Genomic DNA, 18,743 nt, shown 5'->3' with positions numbered 1-18,743 from the left:
TAAAAAAAATTTAATTACTTTAAAATGTTCATATTTTTTAAAAAATTTAAAATTTTAATATTTTGAATAATTTTTTCATATTTTAAGGAAATTTTTTTAAAATTTAAATTATTTTTTTTTTTTAATAAAATTTTTTTTTTTAAATAATTTTTTTTTAAAAAAAATTTATTTTTTAAATTATCATCATATGAATTTATTGAAAATTTTATGAAAATATTTATAAAATTAGGTTGAACTTCTAATAATCCTTTTGAAATATATAAATAAAAATATATATTTTTTTGATTATTTTTTTCATAAATATTAATTTTAATAATTCCAGATTTTAATAATGTAATCAAAGGAGCATGTTTAGGATAAATACTTAATCCCCCTTCAATACCATTTAAACAAACAAAATTAATATTATTAGAAAATATTTTTTTTTTTATCGTAGAAATATTTAATATTAAAGACATATTATTGAACCTTAAAAATAAATTATTTATTTTTATTAATTTTATTGTATTTTTTTACAGCATCTTCTGTACTACCAATCATATAAAAAAATTGTTCAGGAATTTCATCATATTCTCCTTCAATAATTTTTTTGAAACCTTGAATTGTATCTTCTAAAGAAACATATTTTCCTGGAAAACCAGTAAAAACTTCAGCTACAAAAAAAGGTTGTGATAAAAATTTTTGAATTTTTCGTGCTCTATATACTATTAATTTATCTTTTTCTGATAATTCATCAATTCCTAAAATTGAAATAATATCTTTTAAATCTTCATATTTTTGTAAAATAAAACGAACTTTTTGAGCTACTTCGTAATGTTCTTTTCCAATAATTTTTGGATTTAATTGTCTGCTTGTAGAATTTAAAGGATCTACCGCTGGATAAATTCCTAAAGAAGATATTTTTCTACTTAAAGTAATTGTAGAGTCTAAATGTGAAAAAGTAACCGCTGGAGAAGGATCTGTAAAATCATCAGCAGGAACATATACAGCTTGAATAGAAGTTATTGAACCATTTTTAGTAGATGTTATCCTTTCTTGTAATAAACCCATTTCTTCAGATAATGTAGGTTGGTACCCTACTGCAGAAGGGATTCTTCCTAATAATGAAGAAACTTCAGTTCCAGCTAATGTATAACGATATATATTATCTATAAATAATAATACATCTTTTCCTTCATCTCTAAATTTTTCTGCTAATGTTAACCCTGTAAATGCTACTCTAAATCTATTTCCAGGAGGTTCATTCATTTGACCATATACCAAAGATACTTTATCTAAAACTTTAGATTCTTTCATTTCATTATAAAAATCATTTCCTTCTCTTGTTCTTTCACCTACACCAGTAAATACTGAATAACCAGAATGTTCAATTGCAATATTTCTTATTAATTCCATCATATTAACAGTTTTTCCTACACCTGCTCCTCCAAATAATCCAACTTTACCTCCTTTTGAAAAAGGACAAATTAAATCTATTACTTTAATTCCAGTTTCAAGAATTTCAATTTCATTTGATTGATCTTGATAACTAGGTGCATTTCTATGAATTTCCCAATATTCACAATTTTTTTTTTTTAAACATTTTTTACTAAAAATTGGACCTTTATTATCTATTGGATCTCCTAAAACATTAATAATTCTACCCAAAGTAGATTTTCCAACTGGAACTTTAATAAAATGTTTTAAATCTTCTACAACTAAATTTTTTTTTAAACCTTCAGAAGAACCCATAGCAATAGTTCGTACAACATTACATCCTAAATGTTGTTGCACTTCTAAAATTAAATTATTTTTTTTTACTTTTAAAGCATTATAAATTTTTGGTAAATATGATTTTGAAAATTCTACATCAATAATTGGCCCAATAATTTGAATAATTTTTCCAAAAAACATCTCTTGTCACCATTTATTTTTAATTAAATAAAATTTTTATAATTTTTAAAAATCTGAAATAATTGTAGATGTTCCAGAAATAATTTCATTTAATTCTTGAGTAATATTTGATTGTCTAACTTTATTATAAAAAATTTTTAATTCTGAAATTATTTTTTTACTACTATCAGAAGCTTTCTTCATTGAAATCATTCTTGAACAATTTTCACAAGCTAAATTTGATAATATAAATTTATAAAATTTATTATAAGAATATAATTTTAAAAAATATTGTATTATTTTTGATAATTCTAATTCATGAATGTAATTTCCTAAAAAATATTTTTTTTTTTTATTATAAGATTGTTTTAATAAAGGTAATAATTGAACAATTTTAGGAGAAAAACAAAATTTATTACGAAAATAATTATATGCTATATATACTTTATCAAATTTTTTTTTTAAATATTTTTTGGAAAAAAAATTAAAAATTTTTTTTAATTTAAATTCTTTAAAATTATTTTTAATACTATTTTTAAAAAAATATAAATCTTTTTTTTTTATATGATTAAAAAAAGAACGTGATTTTAATCCGTATAACATTAATTTAAAAGAAATTTTTTTTATAGAAATTTTTTTTAAAAAAATTAATATTTTTTTAAATAAATTAGTATTTAAACTTCCACATAAACCCTTATTTGTAAAAATACAAATAATACAAATAGTTTTTATTTTTTTTTTTTCTTTTAAAAATATGTTATTACTTAAAATTTTCTGTGATAAAAATCTATTATAAGTTTTTTTTATAATTTTACTATAAAATTGATTTTCTTTAATTTTTTTTTCAATTTTTTTAATTTTAGAAATAGAAATCATTTCCATGGCTTTAGTAATTTTTTTAGTATTAGAAATACTTTCAATTTTTTTTCTTATTTCTTTAACGTTTTCCATAATTTTTTATAGAATTTCTCAATTATTTTTTTAAAAAATAAAAAATTTTTATAATATAGAAAAAAATTTTTTTTTAAAAGAATTTAATAAATTATTTAATTTTTCTTTAATAATATGATTATATTCACCTGAAGAATTTATATTGTTTCTTAAATTAACATATTTTTTTTTAAAAAATTTTAATAAATTTTTTTTAAAAAAATTAATTTTTTTTACCTTAATATCATCTAAAAATCTATATTCAGCTGCATATAATAATATTGCTTGATCTGCTACAGATAACAAACAATGTTCAGATTGTTTTAACAATTCTAATATTTTTTTTCCATGTTTTAATTGTTTTTTTGTTACAGAATCTAAATCTGAAGAAAATTTAGAAAATGATTCTAATTCTTGGTATTGAGCTAATGCAGTTCTTATTCCACCAGAAAGAGTTTTTATAATTTTAGTTTGCGCTGCACTTCCTACTCTTGAAACAGAGATTCCAGGATTTATAGCCGGTCTTATTCCTGAATTAAATAAATTTGATTCTAAAAATATTTGACCATCTGTAATAGAGATAACATTAGTTGGAACAAAAGCTGAAACATCTCCGAGTTGAGTTTCAATAATTGGTAATGCAGTCAATGATCCATTAATTTTATTATTATTAAAAGTTTTTTTTTGATTATTTTTTTTATTTAAATATTTTTTATTTACTTGAGACGATCTTTCTAATAATCTAGAATGTAAATAAAATATATCTCCTGGAAAAGCTTCTCTTCCGGGAGGTCTTTTTAGTAATAATGATATTTGTCTATAAGCAATTGCATGTTTAGATAAATCATCATAAATTATTAAAGCATCTTCACCTAAATCTCTAAAATATTCTCCTAAAGTGCATCCCGCATAAGGAGATAAATATTGCAAAGATGCAGATTCTGAGGCAGAAGCAGAAATTATAATAGTATGTTTTAATGCATTATATTCTTTTAATGTTTGTACTACATTAAAAATTGTAGATAATTTTTGACCAATTGCAACATATACGCATTTAATATCAAAAAATTTTTGATTAATAATAGTAGAGATTGCTAAAGAAGTTTTTCCAGTTTGTCGATCACCAATAATTAATTCTCTTTGCCCTCTCCCTATAGGTATCATCGTATCTATAGCTAAATATCCTGTTTGAAGTGGTTTATTAATATAAGAACGATCAATTACTCCAGGAGCAGCACTTTCTATAGCAGAATATTTTTCATATTTTATTGATCCTTTCCCATCGATAGGATTAGCTAAAGCATCTACTACTCTTCCTAAAAAATTTCTACCTACAGGAATTTCTAAAATCTTTCCTGTACATTTTATTTTCATACCAGCTTTTACATTTATATAAGAGCCTAATATTACAGCTCCAATTAAATCTTTTTCTAGATTTAATACAAGAGCATATTGTTTTACTTTAGAAATAAATAACATTTCTCCTTGCATAGCTTTATCTAATCCATATATTTTAATTATTCCATCAATTACTGAAATAATAGTTCCTTCATAAAAAATATTGTTAATTAATTTAAAATCTTTAATTCTTTTTTTTATAATTTCATGAATTTCTAATTCGTTTAATTTCATAAAAATTTATTATCTCTTTATTTTATTAAATTATTAAATAAACAATTTAATTTATTTTTTATAGATAAATCTATAATTAAGCTATTTATTTTTAATACAATTCCTTTAATTAAAGAAACATCAATAAAATAATTTATTAAAATTTTATTTTTGTTGAATTTTTTTTTAAAATATTTTTCTATTTTATTTTTTTGTTTAGAATTTAATTTTACAGAGGAAATTAATTTAATTTTTATGTTTTTATAATATTTATTTTTTAAAGTAATATATTCTTTTAAAATATATTTCATTAAATATATTTTTTTTAAATGAGATAAACTTTTAATAAATTTTTTTTCATATTTGTTTAAATTAAAATGACATAATGATATAAAAAATTTATATGATTCTTTAATTCCAAATAATCCTAAAAATATTGGTTTTAATTTTTTTTTTTTAATTAAAAAACTAAATATTTTTAATTTTTTCTCCCATTCTAAAATTTTATTTTTTTTTTTTGAAAGTTTAAAAATTATTTTTGCATAAATACAAGAAATTTTTTTTTTTAACATTTTAATATATTTTTAAGTGTAATTTATATTTATAAATTATTTTTTAATAATATTTTTATAAAAATAAATTTTTTATTTTATGTATTTTTGTAATTCAAGCTCAAGTGTTTTTAAGATTTTAAAAGTTTGATTAAAATCATCATTTTTAAAATGTTTAAAAATAATTTTTTTTGCAATTTGTATAGATAAAAAACTAATTTTATAATGTAATTTTTTAGCAATTTTTTGTTTTTTAAAATTTATTTGAGTATATGCTTCACTTAATAATTTTTTTTTCTCTTGTTCTGCTAAAATTTTAGATTTTTTTAAAATTTTATGTTTTTCTTTATAAGCATCTTTTAAAACAGATAAAAATTTTTTTTTTGTATTTTTTAATTTTAATAAAATTTTTTTTTTAATTTTTTTAATTTTTAATTTTGATTTTTTTAACTTATTAAAAGAATTTTTAATTTTTAATTGTCTATTTTCAATAGTAGTAATAATTGGAGGCCAAATAAATTTCATACAAAACAATACAAACACAATAAATGAAATTAATTGACCGAATATTGTTGAATTTAAATGCATAATTATTCCTAGTATAAAAATTTAATATTTTAAAATATTAAAATTTATAATTAAAACTTTTTTTTAAAAATAAAATTTTAATAATATAATTCACATATCATAATTAAGAAGATATTCCAAATATTATATATAATCCTAATCCTACTGTAATCATAGGAATAGCATCTACTAAACCCATTACAATAAAAAATTGTGTTCGTAACATAGGAATTAATTCTGGTTGTCTAGCAGATCCTTCCAAAAATTTTCCACCTAAAATTCCGATTCCAATGGAAGCTCCTATAGCCCCTAAACCCATTAATATTGCAGCCGCAATATAATGTAAACCTATATTATCATTTAAAGTATTCATTACAAAAACTCCATAATTTCATTTTTAAAAAAATATATAAAACTTTAACATATAATTTTATTGAAATAAATTTAAAAAAATTTTTTTAAAAAATTTATATATTATACTTATAAAAATTTTTATAATTAAAATTAATATTTTTTAAAAAAATTTTATAAATATTTAAACAACTGGTAATCTAGAAATTGATATATATACAATTGTTAATATCATAAAAATAAAAGATTGTAAAAATATTACTAAAATATGAAAAATAGCCCATGGTACATTTAAGATCCATTGTAACCACCAAGGAATTAATGATGAAATTAGTATAAAAATTATTTCTCCTGAATATATATTTCCAAATAGTCTTAAACCTAAAGAAATAGGTTTAGATATTAAAGTAATTATTTCTAAAAAGAAATTAAATATAAAAAAAATTTTATAATCAAATGGATGTTTAAAAAAATTAAATATAAAATTTTTAAGTCCATGAGTTTTAATGCTATAAAATAATATTATAAGAAATACACCTAAAGACATAGATAAAGTTACATTAATATCTGCTGAAGGAACTGATCTGATATTTTGAGATGTATGAAAAATAATTTTAAATATATTTGAAATTAAATCAATTGGTAATAAATCCATTAAATTCATTAAAAAAATCCAAACAAATATCGTTAACGATAATGGAGCTACAAAATAATTTTTTTCACCTAATATTTCTACAACATTTTTATTAATAAAATTAATTATTATTTCTATAAAAGTTTGTATTTTATTAGGAACTAAAATTGTAAATTTTTTTGATGCTTGATAAAAAAAAAAAATAAAAATTAAACCTAAAAAAATTGAAAAAAACATTGAATCTAAATTAATTAACCAAAAATTATTACTTTGATTATTAATATCTGAATTAACAAAACTAAAATTTGTTAAATTAAATTGATAATGTTGTAAATGATGACTAATATATTTTTTAGAATAATTTTGTTCAATATCAATATCTTTTAATTCCACTTTAAAATTAACCTATAATGTATAATGTATGATAAAATTTTTTAAAAATAGAGTTTTTAATAAAAAATAAAATTAAATTAAAATAAAAAAAATAGTAAATTTATTTTATTTAAAATTTTATTTTTAAAAATTTAACGTTTTTATTATTTTTTATATTACTTAAACAAATTTTTTTTTATATATATTAATAAAATTGAAATTGCAACTGGAGTCATACCAGATATTCTAGATGCATGACCAATAGTGGATGGTTTATAAAAATTCAATTTTTCTATTATTTCATTTGATAATCCAACTATTTTTGAATAATTTATTTGCTTAGGTAAAAATAATTTTTTATATTTTTTTTGATTTTTTATTTTTTTTTTTTCTTTTTTAATATATCCATAATATTTTATTTCAGTTTCTAAAATGTGTAATAATTTTTCAGATATAGTTGGTTTAAAAATTTTAAATTTAATTAATTTTTTAAAATTTATCTCTGGTCTTTTTAAAAGTTCAATTCCATTAATTTTTTTAGATATTATTGAAGTTAAAGAAATATCATTTAAAATTTTTGATTTTGAAGAAAAAGGATGAATTAATAAATTTTTTATTCTTTTTTTTTCAAATTTTAAATTTTGAATTTTTTTATTATAACGAATCCATTGATAATTATCAACTAATCCTAATTTTCTTCCAATATTTGTTAATCTTTTATCTGCATTATCTTCTCTTAAAATTAATCGATGTTCAGCTCGAGCAGTAAACATACGATATGGTTCTGTTATACCTTTAAAACATAAATCATCTATTAATACTCCTATATAAGCTTCATGTCTAGAAGGAAACCAACTTTTTTTTTCTTTAATATATAAAGCCGCATTTATTCCAGCTAATAATCCTTGAGCTGCAGCTTCTTCATATCCTGTAGTACCATTAATTTGTCCTGCTAAAAAGAGACCTTTTATATGCTTTGATTCTAAAGTCAATTTTAAATTTTTTGGATTAAAATAATCATATTCTACAGCATATCCAGGAACAATTATTTTTGCATTTTCTAAACCTACAATTGAATTTATTATTTTTTGTTGTATTTGTAAAGGAAAACTAGTGGAAATTCCATTTGGATAAATAATATGATTATTTAATCCTTCTGGCTCTAAAAAAATTTGATGACGTACTTTTTCTGGAAATTTAATAATTTTATCTTCTAAAGAAGGACAATATCTTGGGCCTATTCCTTTTATTAATCCAGAATAAAGAGGACTTAAATGAATATTTTTTCTTACAATTTCATGGGTTTTTTCATTAGTATAAGTAATATAACAAAATTTTTGTGGTAATAGTTTAAAATCATGTTTCGAAAAAGAAAAAAATGGAATTGGAAAATCTCCTTTTTGAATCTTTAATTTTGAAAAATTTATTGTTTTTTTATCAATTCTAGGAGGTGTGCCTGTTTTTAAACGTTTGACTTTTGTTAAAATTTTTTTTAAATTTTGAGATAATTTTATTGAAGAAATATCTTTTATTCTTCCTCCAGAAGAAACAGAATTTCCAATATAAATTTTTCCATTTAAAAAAGTTCCAGTTGTTAATATTACTGATTTAGAAAAAATTTTTTTATTTTTTAATGTTTTAATTCCTATAATATAATCATTTTTAATTAATATTTTAGATACTTCTTCTTCTAACAAAAATAAATTAGATTGATTTTTTAAAAAATATTGAGCTTTTTTTGCATAAATGTTTTTATCTACTTGCACACGAGTAGATTGTACAGCTGCTCCTTTTTTAAAATTTAATGTTTTAAATTGTATTCCTGATCGATCAGTAATTTTTCCTATTATTCCACCTAAAGCATCTATTTCTTTTACTAAATGTCCTTTTCCAATTCCTCCTATAGCTGGATTACAAGATAAATTACCAATATTTTTTAATTTTTGAGTAATTAATAAAGTTTTACAATGCATTTTTGCTGCAATTAAAGATGCTTCAATTCCAGCATGACCTCCACCAATTATTACAATATCAAAATTTTTTTTATTCATTTTTATTAAAATTACCATTAATTAAAGTTATTATATTATTATTTGTTTAAAATTTTTAATTTTAATATATAAAATTTTAAAAAAATTTAAAATTTTTTTAAATTTAAAAATTAATAAAAATATTTTATATTTTATATATTTTAAAATTTTTAAAATTTATTTAATATTTAAAATTAAAAAATAATATAATTAATAATAAAAAAAAAAAAAAAATTTATTTCTTATCTTTTCATATATAATAGTGTTTCATCTGTTTTCTATCTCATCTCTATAGATATATAGAATAAATATTTTATCTAGATATGAGAGATAGATATAGAAATATATCTTATAAAATAAGATATATTTCTATATCTATCTCTCATATCTAGATAAAATATTTATACAATATATCTATAGAGATGAGATAGAAAACAGATGAAACACTATTATATATGAAAAGATAAGAAATATTATTTATTTTAATTATATTTTTTATATTTTATAAAATATTAAATAGAATTTAAAAAAAATAAAATAATAAAATTATTTTTAATTAAATTAATTTTAATTAAAATTTTTTTTAAAATTTTATATATTAAAATTAAAAATTTTTATAAAATTTTTAATTTTTTTTTATTATTTTAAAATTAAAAATTATTTAAAGATAAAAAATAAAATTAAATTGATTAATTTAATTTTATTTTTTTTTATTTTTTTTGATATTAATGTTATTAATTAATGTTAATATATATATGTATATATATGTATATATAATATATTTTATATTAAATAAATTTATAATTTTTTATATTTTTTATATTTTTATAATTATTTTATTTTAAAATTAATAAAAAAAATAAAAAAATTATTTATTAATAATTTTATTTTTATTTTTATTTTTTTTAATTTTTTTTTTATATATTTAAAATTTATAAATTTTATATAAATAATTAAAAGTTATAATATAAAAAAATTTTAAAAATTAATAATAAAAAATTAAAATATATATTTTAAATATATAAAAAAATTATTAATAATATAAGTATTTAATATTTTTTTCATATATAAAAAAAATATATTTTAAATTTTAAAATTTACTTAAAAATTATAAAAATTTTAAAATATTTATTTACTTTTACTTATTAAAATTTAAAAAAATTAAAAAAAAATAATTTTATAAAATTTTTTGTTTATAAATTTTTAAAATTTGTATAAAAAAATTAAAAAATTTAATATATTTTAAATTTATAAAAATTTTTATTAAAAAATATAAGTTTATAGAAATAAATAAAAAAATAACATATTAAAAAATTTAATTTAAAAAATATTAAAAATTTTTTAATATTTTTATAATTATTTAATTTTATAAATTTTTTTTGTTATTTCATTAAAAATTTTATATAAAATTTTTGGAAAAATTATGTTAACTATATCTTTAATCGGAAGAGAAAATGTTGGAAAATCAATGTTATTTAATAGATTAACAAAATCTAAAAAAGCTTTAGTTTCTAAAATTAAAGGATTTACTAAAGATTTAAATTATGGGTTTTTTATGTTTAAAAATAAAAAAATTATTTTAATCGATACAGCTGGAATAAAATTTTCAAAGTTTAAATTTGTAACACACTCAAAAATTTTTTTAAATACAAAAAAAGCGATACAACAATCTCAACTAATATTTTTTGTTGTTGATGGAAAAGTAGGGTTAACTTTTGAAGATAAAGAAATCGCTAAATATTTAAAAAAAATATCAAAAAAAAATGTTTTTCTTATAATTAATAAAATTGATAATTTTAAAAAAAAATATAAATTTTTTCATAATTTTTATGAAATTGGATTTAAAAAAATTTTTTTTGTTTCCTCAGCTCATGGGCATGGAATAAAACAAACTATTGAAAAAATTTTTTTTTATTATTTTCTTAAAAATTTTAAAAAAGATAAAAAAAAATTTTTATGTTTAAAAAAAAAAAATGTTTCCACCTCTAATGATTTTTTAAAATCAAAAAAAATAAAAGAATTTAAATATAATTTTCCTAAAATTTTTAAAATTATATGTATTGGTCAACCTAATGCAGGAAAATCTACATTAATAAATAATATTTTACAAGAAAAAAAATTATTAACTTCTAAAAAACCTGGAACTACTCGAGATAATATTTGGAATTCAAAAAAATATAAAAATGAAAATTTTATTTTTATCGATACAGCTGGAATAAAAAAAAAAAAAAACGTTATTGATAAAATTACTTTTTTTTCTATAAAAAAGATAATTAATTTTACAAATGTTGCTTTATTGATTATTGATGCTAGTAAAAAATTAATTTCTAGACAGGATTTGAAATTGTCTAGTTTCATTTTAAAAAACAAAATTTCTATAATAATAATAGTAAATAAATGGGATATTCTTTCAAAAAAAGAAAAAAAAATTTTTAAAAAAGAAATAAAAATTAAATTTAAATTTTTATGTTTTTTAAAAATTTTTTATTTATCAGCTTTATTAAATAAAGATATTAAAAAATTGTTAAATTCTATTTATTTAATTAAAAAATTTTATAAAAAAAAAATTAAAAGCTCAACATTAAATAAAATTTTAAAAAATGCGTTGTTAAAATATCCTATTAATAATTTAGTTTTTAAAAAGAAAATAAAATTAAAATATATACATTTAGGTGGATTAAATCCCATAAAAATAATTATTCATGGAACTCGTATAAAATATTTAACACAAGAATATAAAAAATATTTGTTAAATTTTTTTAAAAAATTTTTTAAAATTTCTGGAAATTCTTTGGTTTTATATTTTAAAGAAAGCTTTAATCCTTATAAGAATAATAAATGAAAATATAAGATCTAAGAATTACAAAAAATTTTTAGATCTTATATATATCATTTTAATTAATTATTTATATATTAAAAAAATTTTTTAAAAATTATTTATTATTTTGATGATTATTATATAAAGGAATTTTAATTTTTACATTTTTACTTCCTAATTTAGCTTGACAAGATAATCTGCTATTAGGTTCTAAACCCCAAGCTTTATCTAAAATATCATCTTCTTCTTCTTTTTTTTTTGATAAAGAGTTATAACCTTTAATTACAATACAATGACAAGTACTACAAGAACAAGATTTTTCACATGCATGTTCAATAAAAATATTATTCTTTAAAGCTATATTTAAAATAGATTCGCCTTTTTTTGCATGAATATCATTTTTATTTAATAAAATATTTTTATGATTAAAAAATTTTATTTTTGGCATATTTTTTATACTCTAAAATAAATTAATAATTAATTACTTATAAAAAAGTAATTAATTAAAAAATAAAAATTTAAATAAATATATATACATATATATAATATATTAAGAATATTAAAATATTAATTTAATTTTAATTATATAAAGTAAAGTTAATAATAATATTTTTTAATTTTTTTTAAATGATAAATTAAAAATAAATTTTTCAACGTTTTTTTTGAACTTTTTTAAAAAAGAAATTTTAAAAATTTTTAATTTGCAAGATTTCCAATTTTTTTTAAAAATATGATATGTTAATTTTTTTTTATAATTATTAATTAAAATTTTAATTTTTTTTATTAATTTTTTTATTTTTTTTTTATTTTTTAATTTTCTTAACACATTAAATTTTTTATGTAATTTAATTTGTTTCATTAAAAAAGATTGTTCAAAAAAACATTTTTTTGAAATTTTGATATTATTTATCTTTAAAAAATATTTTGCTCGTTTAAAAGAATTTTTTAATATTTTATAACCTTGATTAATTTGTATAGATTTCTTTAAAAATTTATTTTTTATTTTGTTAGATTTTAAAACATTCATATCAGGATGAAATTTTTTTTGTAAAGAATAAAAATTTTTAGTTAATTTTTTTTTATTAATATTAAATTTTTTTTTTAAATTAAACATAACAAAATAATTTTTATTCATAATTTTTTCCTTTAAAATGAAAAAAAATTTTTTTTATTTTATGTTATTTTTTTTTTTATAATCTTGTATTGCTGCTTTTATAGCTTCTTCAGCAAGTATAGAGCAATGAACTTTTATAGGTGGTAAACTTAATTCTCGAACTATTTCAGAATTTTTTATTTTTTTTGCTTGTGAAATTGATTTTCCTTTAATCCATTCTGTGATTAAAGAGCTTGAAGCAATAGCTGATCCACACCCATATGTTTTAAATTTTACATCTTCAATAATATTTTTTTTATTTACTTTAATTTGCAATTTCATAACATCTCCACAAGCTGGAGCTCCTACTAGTCCATTTCCAATATTTTTATTATTTTTTTTTAAAAAAGAACCAACATTTCTAGGATTTTCATAATGATCAATTACTTTTTTACTATATGACATTTTAAATATACCTTTTATTGATAAAATTTTTAAATTTATTTTAATTTTATTTTTTCCAATTTATTTTTTCAATATCTATTCCATCTTGAAACATTTCCCATAAAGGAGAAATTTTTCTTAATTTATTAATAGATTTTTTTAAAATTTTAATTGTATAAATTATATCTTGTTCTGTCGTAAATCTTCCAATAGAAAATCTAATTGAACTATGAGCTAATTCATCATTTAAACCCATTGATTTTAAAACATAAGAAGGCTCTAAACTTGAAGATGTACACGCTGAACCTGAAGATATTCCTAAATTTTTTAATGCCATAATTAAAGATTCTCCTTCAACATATTTAAAGCTTATATTAAGTATATGAGGAACTCCTTTATGATTAAGATTACTATTTAAGTTTATTTCTTTAATTTTAGAAATACCATTCCATAAAATATTTCGTAAATTTTTAATTTTTATATATTCTTTTTTTATATTTTTTTCTATAATTTCACAAGCTTTAGACATTCCTACAATTTGATGAACAGGTAATGTCCCAGATCTCATACCTCTTTCATGTCCTCCTCCATGTATTAATGGAGATAATCGTATTCTAGGATTTTTTCTAATATACAAAACTCCAATACCTTTTGGACCATATATTTTATGAGCAGAAAAAGACATTAAATTAATATATTTTTTTTTTAAATTAATAGAAATTTTTCCAATACTTTGTGTAGCGTCTACATGGAATAAAATATTATTACTTAAACATATTTTACCAATTTTTTTTATATTTTGAATAACTCCTGTTTCGTTGTTAACATGCATAATAGATATTAAAATAGTATTTTTATTTATATTTTTTTTGATATCTTTAATATTAATTAAACCTTTTTTATTAGTTTTTAAATAAGTAACTTTAAATCCTTTTAGCTCTAAATATCTACATGAATCTAATATAGATTTATGTTCAGTTTGACAAGTAATAATATGATTTCCATTAGATTTATAAAAAGATGCTACTCCTTTAATTGCTAGATTGTTAGATTCAGTTGCCCCTGAAGTAAAAATAATTTCTTCAGGTTTTGCATGTATTAAATTAGAAATTTTTATTCTTGACATATCTACAGCTTCTTCAGCTTCCCATCCAAATTTATGTGATCTAGAAGCTGGATTTCCAAATTTTCCCTTAAAAGTTAAATATTTTTTCATTTCTTTTAAAACTTTAATATCTACTGGTGTAGTAGATGAATAATCTAAATAAATTGGAAATTTCATATTTTTTTTCTTATTTTTTTTAAAAAAAATTAAATATTTTTTTAGTTTTAAATTAATTTTTATTATTTTAAAAAATTTTTAATACTTGATTAAATTAAAATTATATAGTATATAAATAAGTATCAAAATTATTTAAAAAATAATTTCTTTTAAAATAAAAAAAATTTTAAATTCAATTTATTTTATTTTTTTAGGAGTGTAGTTCAACTGGTAGAGCATCGGTCTCCAAAACCGAAAGTTGAGGGTTCAAATCCCTCCGCTCCTGAAAAAAAATAAAATTTTTATATCAAAAAAATTTAATTTTTATATTAAAAATTAAAAAATATGAAATAATAATTATGATATTTATTTCTTAAATAAAATTCAAAAAAAAATTAATTTAAAATATTTTTAATTATAATAATATTTAATAAAAATAAAATATAATAAAAAAATTTATAAAATATTAAAAAATAAAAATAAATTAAATAATATATATATTATATAATATATATATTATATATAATTATTATATTTTTTAAAAAATATATTTATTATTTTTATAAATTTTATTTTTTTATTTAAAAAAGATTTAATTTAAAATTAAATATTTTAAAAAAAAAATAAGAGATGTATAAAATGCCAGAATATCGATCAAAAACAACCACTAATGGGCGTAATATGTCTGGTGCTCGATCACTTTGGAGAGCTACTGGAATGATTGATGAAGATTTTAAAAAACCAATTATTGCAGTAGTTAATTCTTTCACAGAATTTGTACCAGGACATATACATTTGCAATCTGTAGGATCTTTAATTTCTAAAGAAATTTATAAATTAGGTGGAGTTCCTAAAGAATTTAATACTATCGCTATAGATGATGGAATTGCTATGGGTCATTCAGGAATGTTATACTCTCTTCCTTCTAGAGATTTAATAGCAGATTCAGTAGAATATATGATAAATGCACATTGTGTTGATGCTATGATCTGTATTTCTAATTGTGATAAAATTACTCCTGGAATGTTAATGAGCGCATTAAGATTAAATATACCAACAGTATTTGTTTCAGGAGGGCCAATGGAGGCTGGCCAAAAAAATAATTCAGTATCAAAAAATTCTTTAAAATTTTCTAAAAAAATAGATTTAGTTGATGCTATTGTAAATGGAATAGATCCAAATATAAGTCAAAAAAAATCACTTAAAATAGAAAAATCTGCTTGTCCTACTTGTGGATCTTGCTCTGGAATGTTTACAGCAAATTCTATGAATTGTTTAATAGAAGCTTTAGGTTTAGCACTTCCAGGTAATGGTACTTTATTAGCTACACATTCTGAGAGAAAAAAATTATTTTTAAAATCTGCTCGAGTAATTGTAAAAATTACTAAAAATTTTTATAAAAAAAATAATTTTAGTTTGTTACCTAGAAATATAGCTAATAAATCTTCTTTTTTTAATGCAATGTCTGTTGATATAGCTATGGGTGGATCGACAAATACTGTATTACATTTATTAGCAGCGGCAATAGAAGGAAAAATAAATTTTACTATGAAAGATATTGATTTTCTTTCAAGAAAAGTTCCTCATTTATGTAAAGTCTCCCCTAGTACTTCTAAATATCATGTAGAAGATGTTCATCGAGCTGGAGGTATCATTGCTATTTTATCAGAATTAAATAAATTGAAGTTATTAAATAATAAAGTTAAAAATATTTTAGGAAAAACATTAAAAAGTACTTTAAAAAAATATGATATTTTAGTTACAAAAAATAAAAAAATAAAAAAAATGTATAAATCTGGACCAGGAAGAAAAAAAACCAAATTACCTTTTTCTCAATCTTTTTTTTGGAAAAAATTAGATATTAATAGAAAATCTGGTTGTATCAGATCATTTAAACATGCATATAATAAAGATGGAGGCTTAGCTATTTTATACGGAAATATTGCTAAAAATGGATGTATTGTTAAAACAGCTGGAGTAAATAAAGCATTATACTTTTTTTCAGGAATTGCTCAAGTTTATGAAAGTCAAGAAGAAGCTTCTACAGCAATTTTATCTGGTTTAATAAAACCCGGTCATATTGTAGTTATTAGATATGAAGGTCCTAAAGGAGGACCTGGAATGCAAGAGATGCTTTATCCTACTACTTATTTAAAAGCTATGAAATTAGATCAAAAATGTGCTTTAATTACAGACGGTAGATTTTCTGGAGGAACTTCAGGGCTGTCAATTGGACATATTTCACCAGAAGCTGCAAATAAAGGAGAAATAGCATTAATTAGAAATGGAGACATTATTGAAATAGATATTTTAAAAAGATCTATTTCTTTAAAAATTTCTTTAAAAATTTTAAATTTTAGAAAAAATGAAGAAAATAAAAAAGGTTTAAAAGGTTATCTTCCTTTATCAAGAAATCGTAACATTTCAAATTCTTTAAAATATTATTCTTTTTTTGCAAACAGTGCAGATAAAGGAGCAACAAGAGATTTGTCAAAAATATATTTTAATAATAAATAACTATAAATATTAAAGGTGTTAGATATTATATGAAAAATTACTTTAATAGTTTAAATTTTAGACAAAAATTAACAGAATTAAAAAAATGTAGATTAATGAGAAAAAATGAATTTTATAATAAAAAAAAATCTTTAGAAAATAAAAAAATTGTTATTCTTGGTTGTGGAGCTCAAGGTTTAAATCAAGGTTTAAATATGAGGGATTCAGGTTTGACAATTTCATATGCTTTAAAAAATAAAAGTATTATAAATAAAAATAAATCTTGGAGAAGAGCTAAAAAAAATAAATTTATAGTTGATTCATATGAAAATTTAATACCATTTGCAGATTTAGTAATTAATTTAACTCCTGATAAAAATCATTCTTATGTTGTAAAAAAAGCTCAAAAATTAATGAAAAAAAATTCTTGTTTAGGGTATTCACATGGATTTAATATTGTAGAAATGGGAGAAAAAATTAGAAAAGATATAACTGTAATTATGGTAGCTCCAAAATGTCCTGGAACAGAAGTAAGAACAGAATATAAACGTGGTTTTGGAGTTCCAACATTAATTGCTGTTCATAAAGAAAATAATATTCATAATAAAGGATTAGATATTGCTAAAGCTTGGGCGTATTCAATAGGTTCTCATAGAGCTGGAGTTCTTGAATCTTCTTTTATTGCAGAAGTAAAATCTGATTTAATGGGAGAGCAAACTATTTTATGTGGATTATTACAAACTGGATCTATAGTAGCTTACGAATATTTAATTAATCAAGGTCATAATTCAGGATATTCTGGTCAACTATTACAAAAAGGGTGGGAAGTTATTACCGAAAGTTTAAAGCATGGAGGAATTAGTTTAATGATGGATCGTTTATCTAATTTTTCAAAAATTAGAGCATATTATTTATCAGAAAATTTAAAAAAATCTTTTAAAACTTTATTCCAAAAACATATGGATGATATTTTATCAGGAGATTTTTCTAAAAATATGATGAAAGATTGGAATAATAAAGATAAACAATTATTAAATTGGCGTTTAGAAACTCAAGAATCCATGTTTGAAAATTCTCCTCAATACAAAGGAAATATATTAGATGATGAATATTTTGAACATGGTTTATTTATGGTGGCTTTAATAAAAGCTGGAATTGAATTATCTTTTGAAATTATGATAGATTCAGGAATTGTAGAAAAATCTGCGTATTATGAATCTTTACATGAATTACCATTAATTGCAAATACAATTTCTAGAAAAAAATTATATGAAATGAACGTAGTAATTTCAGATACTGCAGAATATGGAAATTATTTATTTTCTCAAAAAGCTGTTCCTATTTTAAGAAATTTTATTAATAATTTAAAATATGGAGATTTTGGAAATGCTCCTATTTCAAATGAAATAGATAATATTGAATTAAAAAATATAAATGAAAATATTTATAGACATCCTATTGAAAAAGTAGGAAGAAAATTAAGATATTATATGACTAAAATGAAAAAAATAAAATAAAAAATAATATTCTTACTAAGATATTTAACAAATATTTTTTCTTAAATATTTAATTTAATTTTTAATAAAAAACTTTATATAAAGTAAATAATAAATAATTTTAATATAAAATTTTATAATTATTAATATTTCATATTATTATAAAATTTTTTAAATATTAAAATTAATAAAAAAATATAATAAAATATGGAGTTTT

General features: G+C 18.6%; 16 protein-coding genes and 1 tRNA gene. 4 read left to right on the top strand and 13 right to left on the bottom strand.

Annotated elements, in window-relative coordinates; all coding sequences use genetic code 11:
* Positions 1 to 14: 14 nt before the first annotated feature.
* The 9 genes from AACL42_RS01365 to mnmG form a co-directional block, all read right to left on the bottom strand.
* Entirely contained in the window at positions 15 to 458 is a 444-nt protein-coding gene (locus AACL42_RS01365) for a hypothetical protein (RefSeq protein WP_340147368.1), read from the bottom strand.
* Positions 459 to 480: 22 nt separating this feature from the next.
* Positions 481 to 1,893: a F0F1 ATP synthase subunit beta gene (gene atpD, locus AACL42_RS01360; RefSeq protein WP_340147367.1), complete on the bottom strand. Its 1,413-nt coding sequence runs from the start codon at positions 1,891 to 1,893 to the stop codon at positions 481 to 483.
* 45 nt (positions 1,894 to 1,938) lie between these two features.
* A complete protein-coding gene (gene atpG, locus AACL42_RS01355) occupies positions 1,939 to 2,823 on the bottom strand; it encodes an ATP synthase F1 subunit gamma (RefSeq protein WP_340147366.1) in 885 nt (294 codons plus the stop codon).
* A gap of 48 nt (positions 2,824 to 2,871) precedes the next feature.
* Entirely contained in the window at positions 2,872 to 4,434 is a 1,563-nt protein-coding gene (gene atpA, locus AACL42_RS01350; protein WP_340147365.1) for a F0F1 ATP synthase subunit alpha, read from the bottom strand.
* Positions 4,435 to 4,451: 17 nt separating this feature from the next.
* The gene (gene atpH / locus AACL42_RS01345) at positions 4,452 to 4,985 is read right to left on the bottom strand and encodes an ATP synthase F1 subunit delta (RefSeq protein WP_340147364.1); all 534 of its coding nucleotides are present in this window, start codon (positions 4,983 to 4,985) and stop codon (positions 4,452 to 4,454) included.
* 72 nt (positions 4,986 to 5,057) lie between these two features.
* Entirely contained in the window at positions 5,058 to 5,552 is a 495-nt protein-coding gene (gene atpF, locus AACL42_RS01340) for a F0F1 ATP synthase subunit B (protein WP_340147363.1), read from the bottom strand.
* A 103-nt stretch (positions 5,553 to 5,655) separates the two neighbouring features.
* Positions 5,656 to 5,904 carry a F0F1 ATP synthase subunit C gene (gene atpE, locus AACL42_RS01335; RefSeq protein WP_340147362.1) on the bottom strand — a complete coding sequence of 83 codons (249 nt, stop codon included), beginning with the start codon at positions 5,902 to 5,904 and terminating at the stop codon, positions 5,656 to 5,658.
* Between the two features lie 162 nt (positions 5,905 to 6,066).
* Entirely contained in the window at positions 6,067 to 6,894 is an 828-nt protein-coding gene (gene atpB, locus AACL42_RS01330) for a F0F1 ATP synthase subunit A (protein WP_340147696.1), read from the bottom strand.
* Positions 6,895 to 7,064: 170 nt separating this feature from the next.
* Positions 7,065 to 8,939, bottom strand: coding sequence for a tRNA uridine-5-carboxymethylaminomethyl(34) synthesis enzyme MnmG (gene mnmG, locus AACL42_RS01325; protein WP_340147361.1), 1,875 nt, complete (start codon positions 8,937 to 8,939; stop codon positions 7,065 to 7,067).
* 1,402 nt (positions 8,940 to 10,341) lie between these two features.
* Here mnmG and der point away from each other — a divergent pair.
* Positions 10,342 to 11,760, top strand: coding sequence for a ribosome biogenesis GTPase Der (gene der / locus AACL42_RS01320; protein WP_340147360.1), 1,419 nt, complete (start codon positions 10,342 to 10,344; stop codon positions 11,758 to 11,760).
* Between the two features lie 91 nt (positions 11,761 to 11,851).
* Here the strand turns inward: der and fdx are convergent, their stop codons facing one another.
* The 4 genes from fdx to AACL42_RS01300 all read right to left on the bottom strand — a co-directional run bounded on the left by fdx (position 11,852) and on the right by AACL42_RS01300 (position 14,555).
* Positions 11,852 to 12,184 (bottom strand): ISC system 2Fe-2S type ferredoxin, encoded by a 333-nt coding sequence (fdx, locus tag AACL42_RS01315; protein ID WP_340147359.1) that lies wholly within the window; start codon positions 12,182 to 12,184, stop codon positions 11,852 to 11,854.
* 165 nt (positions 12,185 to 12,349) lie between these two features.
* Complete coding sequence (gene hscB, locus AACL42_RS01310; protein ID WP_340147358.1) at positions 12,350 to 12,871, bottom strand: Fe-S protein assembly co-chaperone HscB; 522 nt, start codon at positions 12,869 to 12,871, stop codon at positions 12,350 to 12,352.
* Between the two features lie 33 nt (positions 12,872 to 12,904).
* Positions 12,905 to 13,294 (bottom strand): Fe-S cluster assembly scaffold IscU, encoded by a 390-nt coding sequence (iscU, locus tag AACL42_RS01305; RefSeq protein WP_340147357.1) that lies wholly within the window; start codon positions 13,292 to 13,294, stop codon positions 12,905 to 12,907.
* Between the two features lie 46 nt (positions 13,295 to 13,340).
* Positions 13,341 to 14,555: an IscS subfamily cysteine desulfurase gene (locus AACL42_RS01300; RefSeq protein ID WP_340147356.1), complete on the bottom strand. Its 1,215-nt coding sequence runs from the start codon at positions 14,553 to 14,555 to the stop codon at positions 13,341 to 13,343.
* Positions 14,556 to 14,747: 192 nt separating this feature from the next.
* On the opposite strand from AACL42_RS01300, the gene AACL42_RS01295 reads away from it, so the two are divergent.
* The 3 genes from AACL42_RS01295 (at position 14,748) to ilvC (ending at position 18,547) form a co-directional block, all read left to right on the top strand.
* A tRNA-Trp gene (locus tag AACL42_RS01295) sits at positions 14,748 to 14,820 on the top strand.
* A gap of 353 nt (positions 14,821 to 15,173) precedes the next feature.
* The gene (gene ilvD, locus AACL42_RS01290; RefSeq protein ID WP_340147695.1) at positions 15,174 to 17,051 is read left to right on the top strand and encodes a dihydroxy-acid dehydratase; all 1,878 of its coding nucleotides are present in this window, start codon (positions 15,174 to 15,176) and stop codon (positions 17,049 to 17,051) included.
* A 29-nt stretch (positions 17,052 to 17,080) separates the two neighbouring features.
* Positions 17,081 to 18,547: a ketol-acid reductoisomerase gene (gene ilvC / locus AACL42_RS01285; protein ID WP_340147355.1), complete on the top strand. Its 1,467-nt coding sequence runs from the start codon at positions 17,081 to 17,083 to the stop codon at positions 18,545 to 18,547.
* Positions 18,548 to 18,743 lie beyond the last annotated feature (196 nt).

This window comes from Buchnera aphidicola (Drepanosiphum platanoidis) (assembly GCF_964020165.1).
Taxonomy (GTDB): Bacteria; Pseudomonadota; Gammaproteobacteria; order Enterobacterales; family Enterobacteriaceae; genus Buchnera_J; species Buchnera_J aphidicola_BL.
This window is presented reverse-complemented; position numbering and strand designations above follow the sequence as displayed.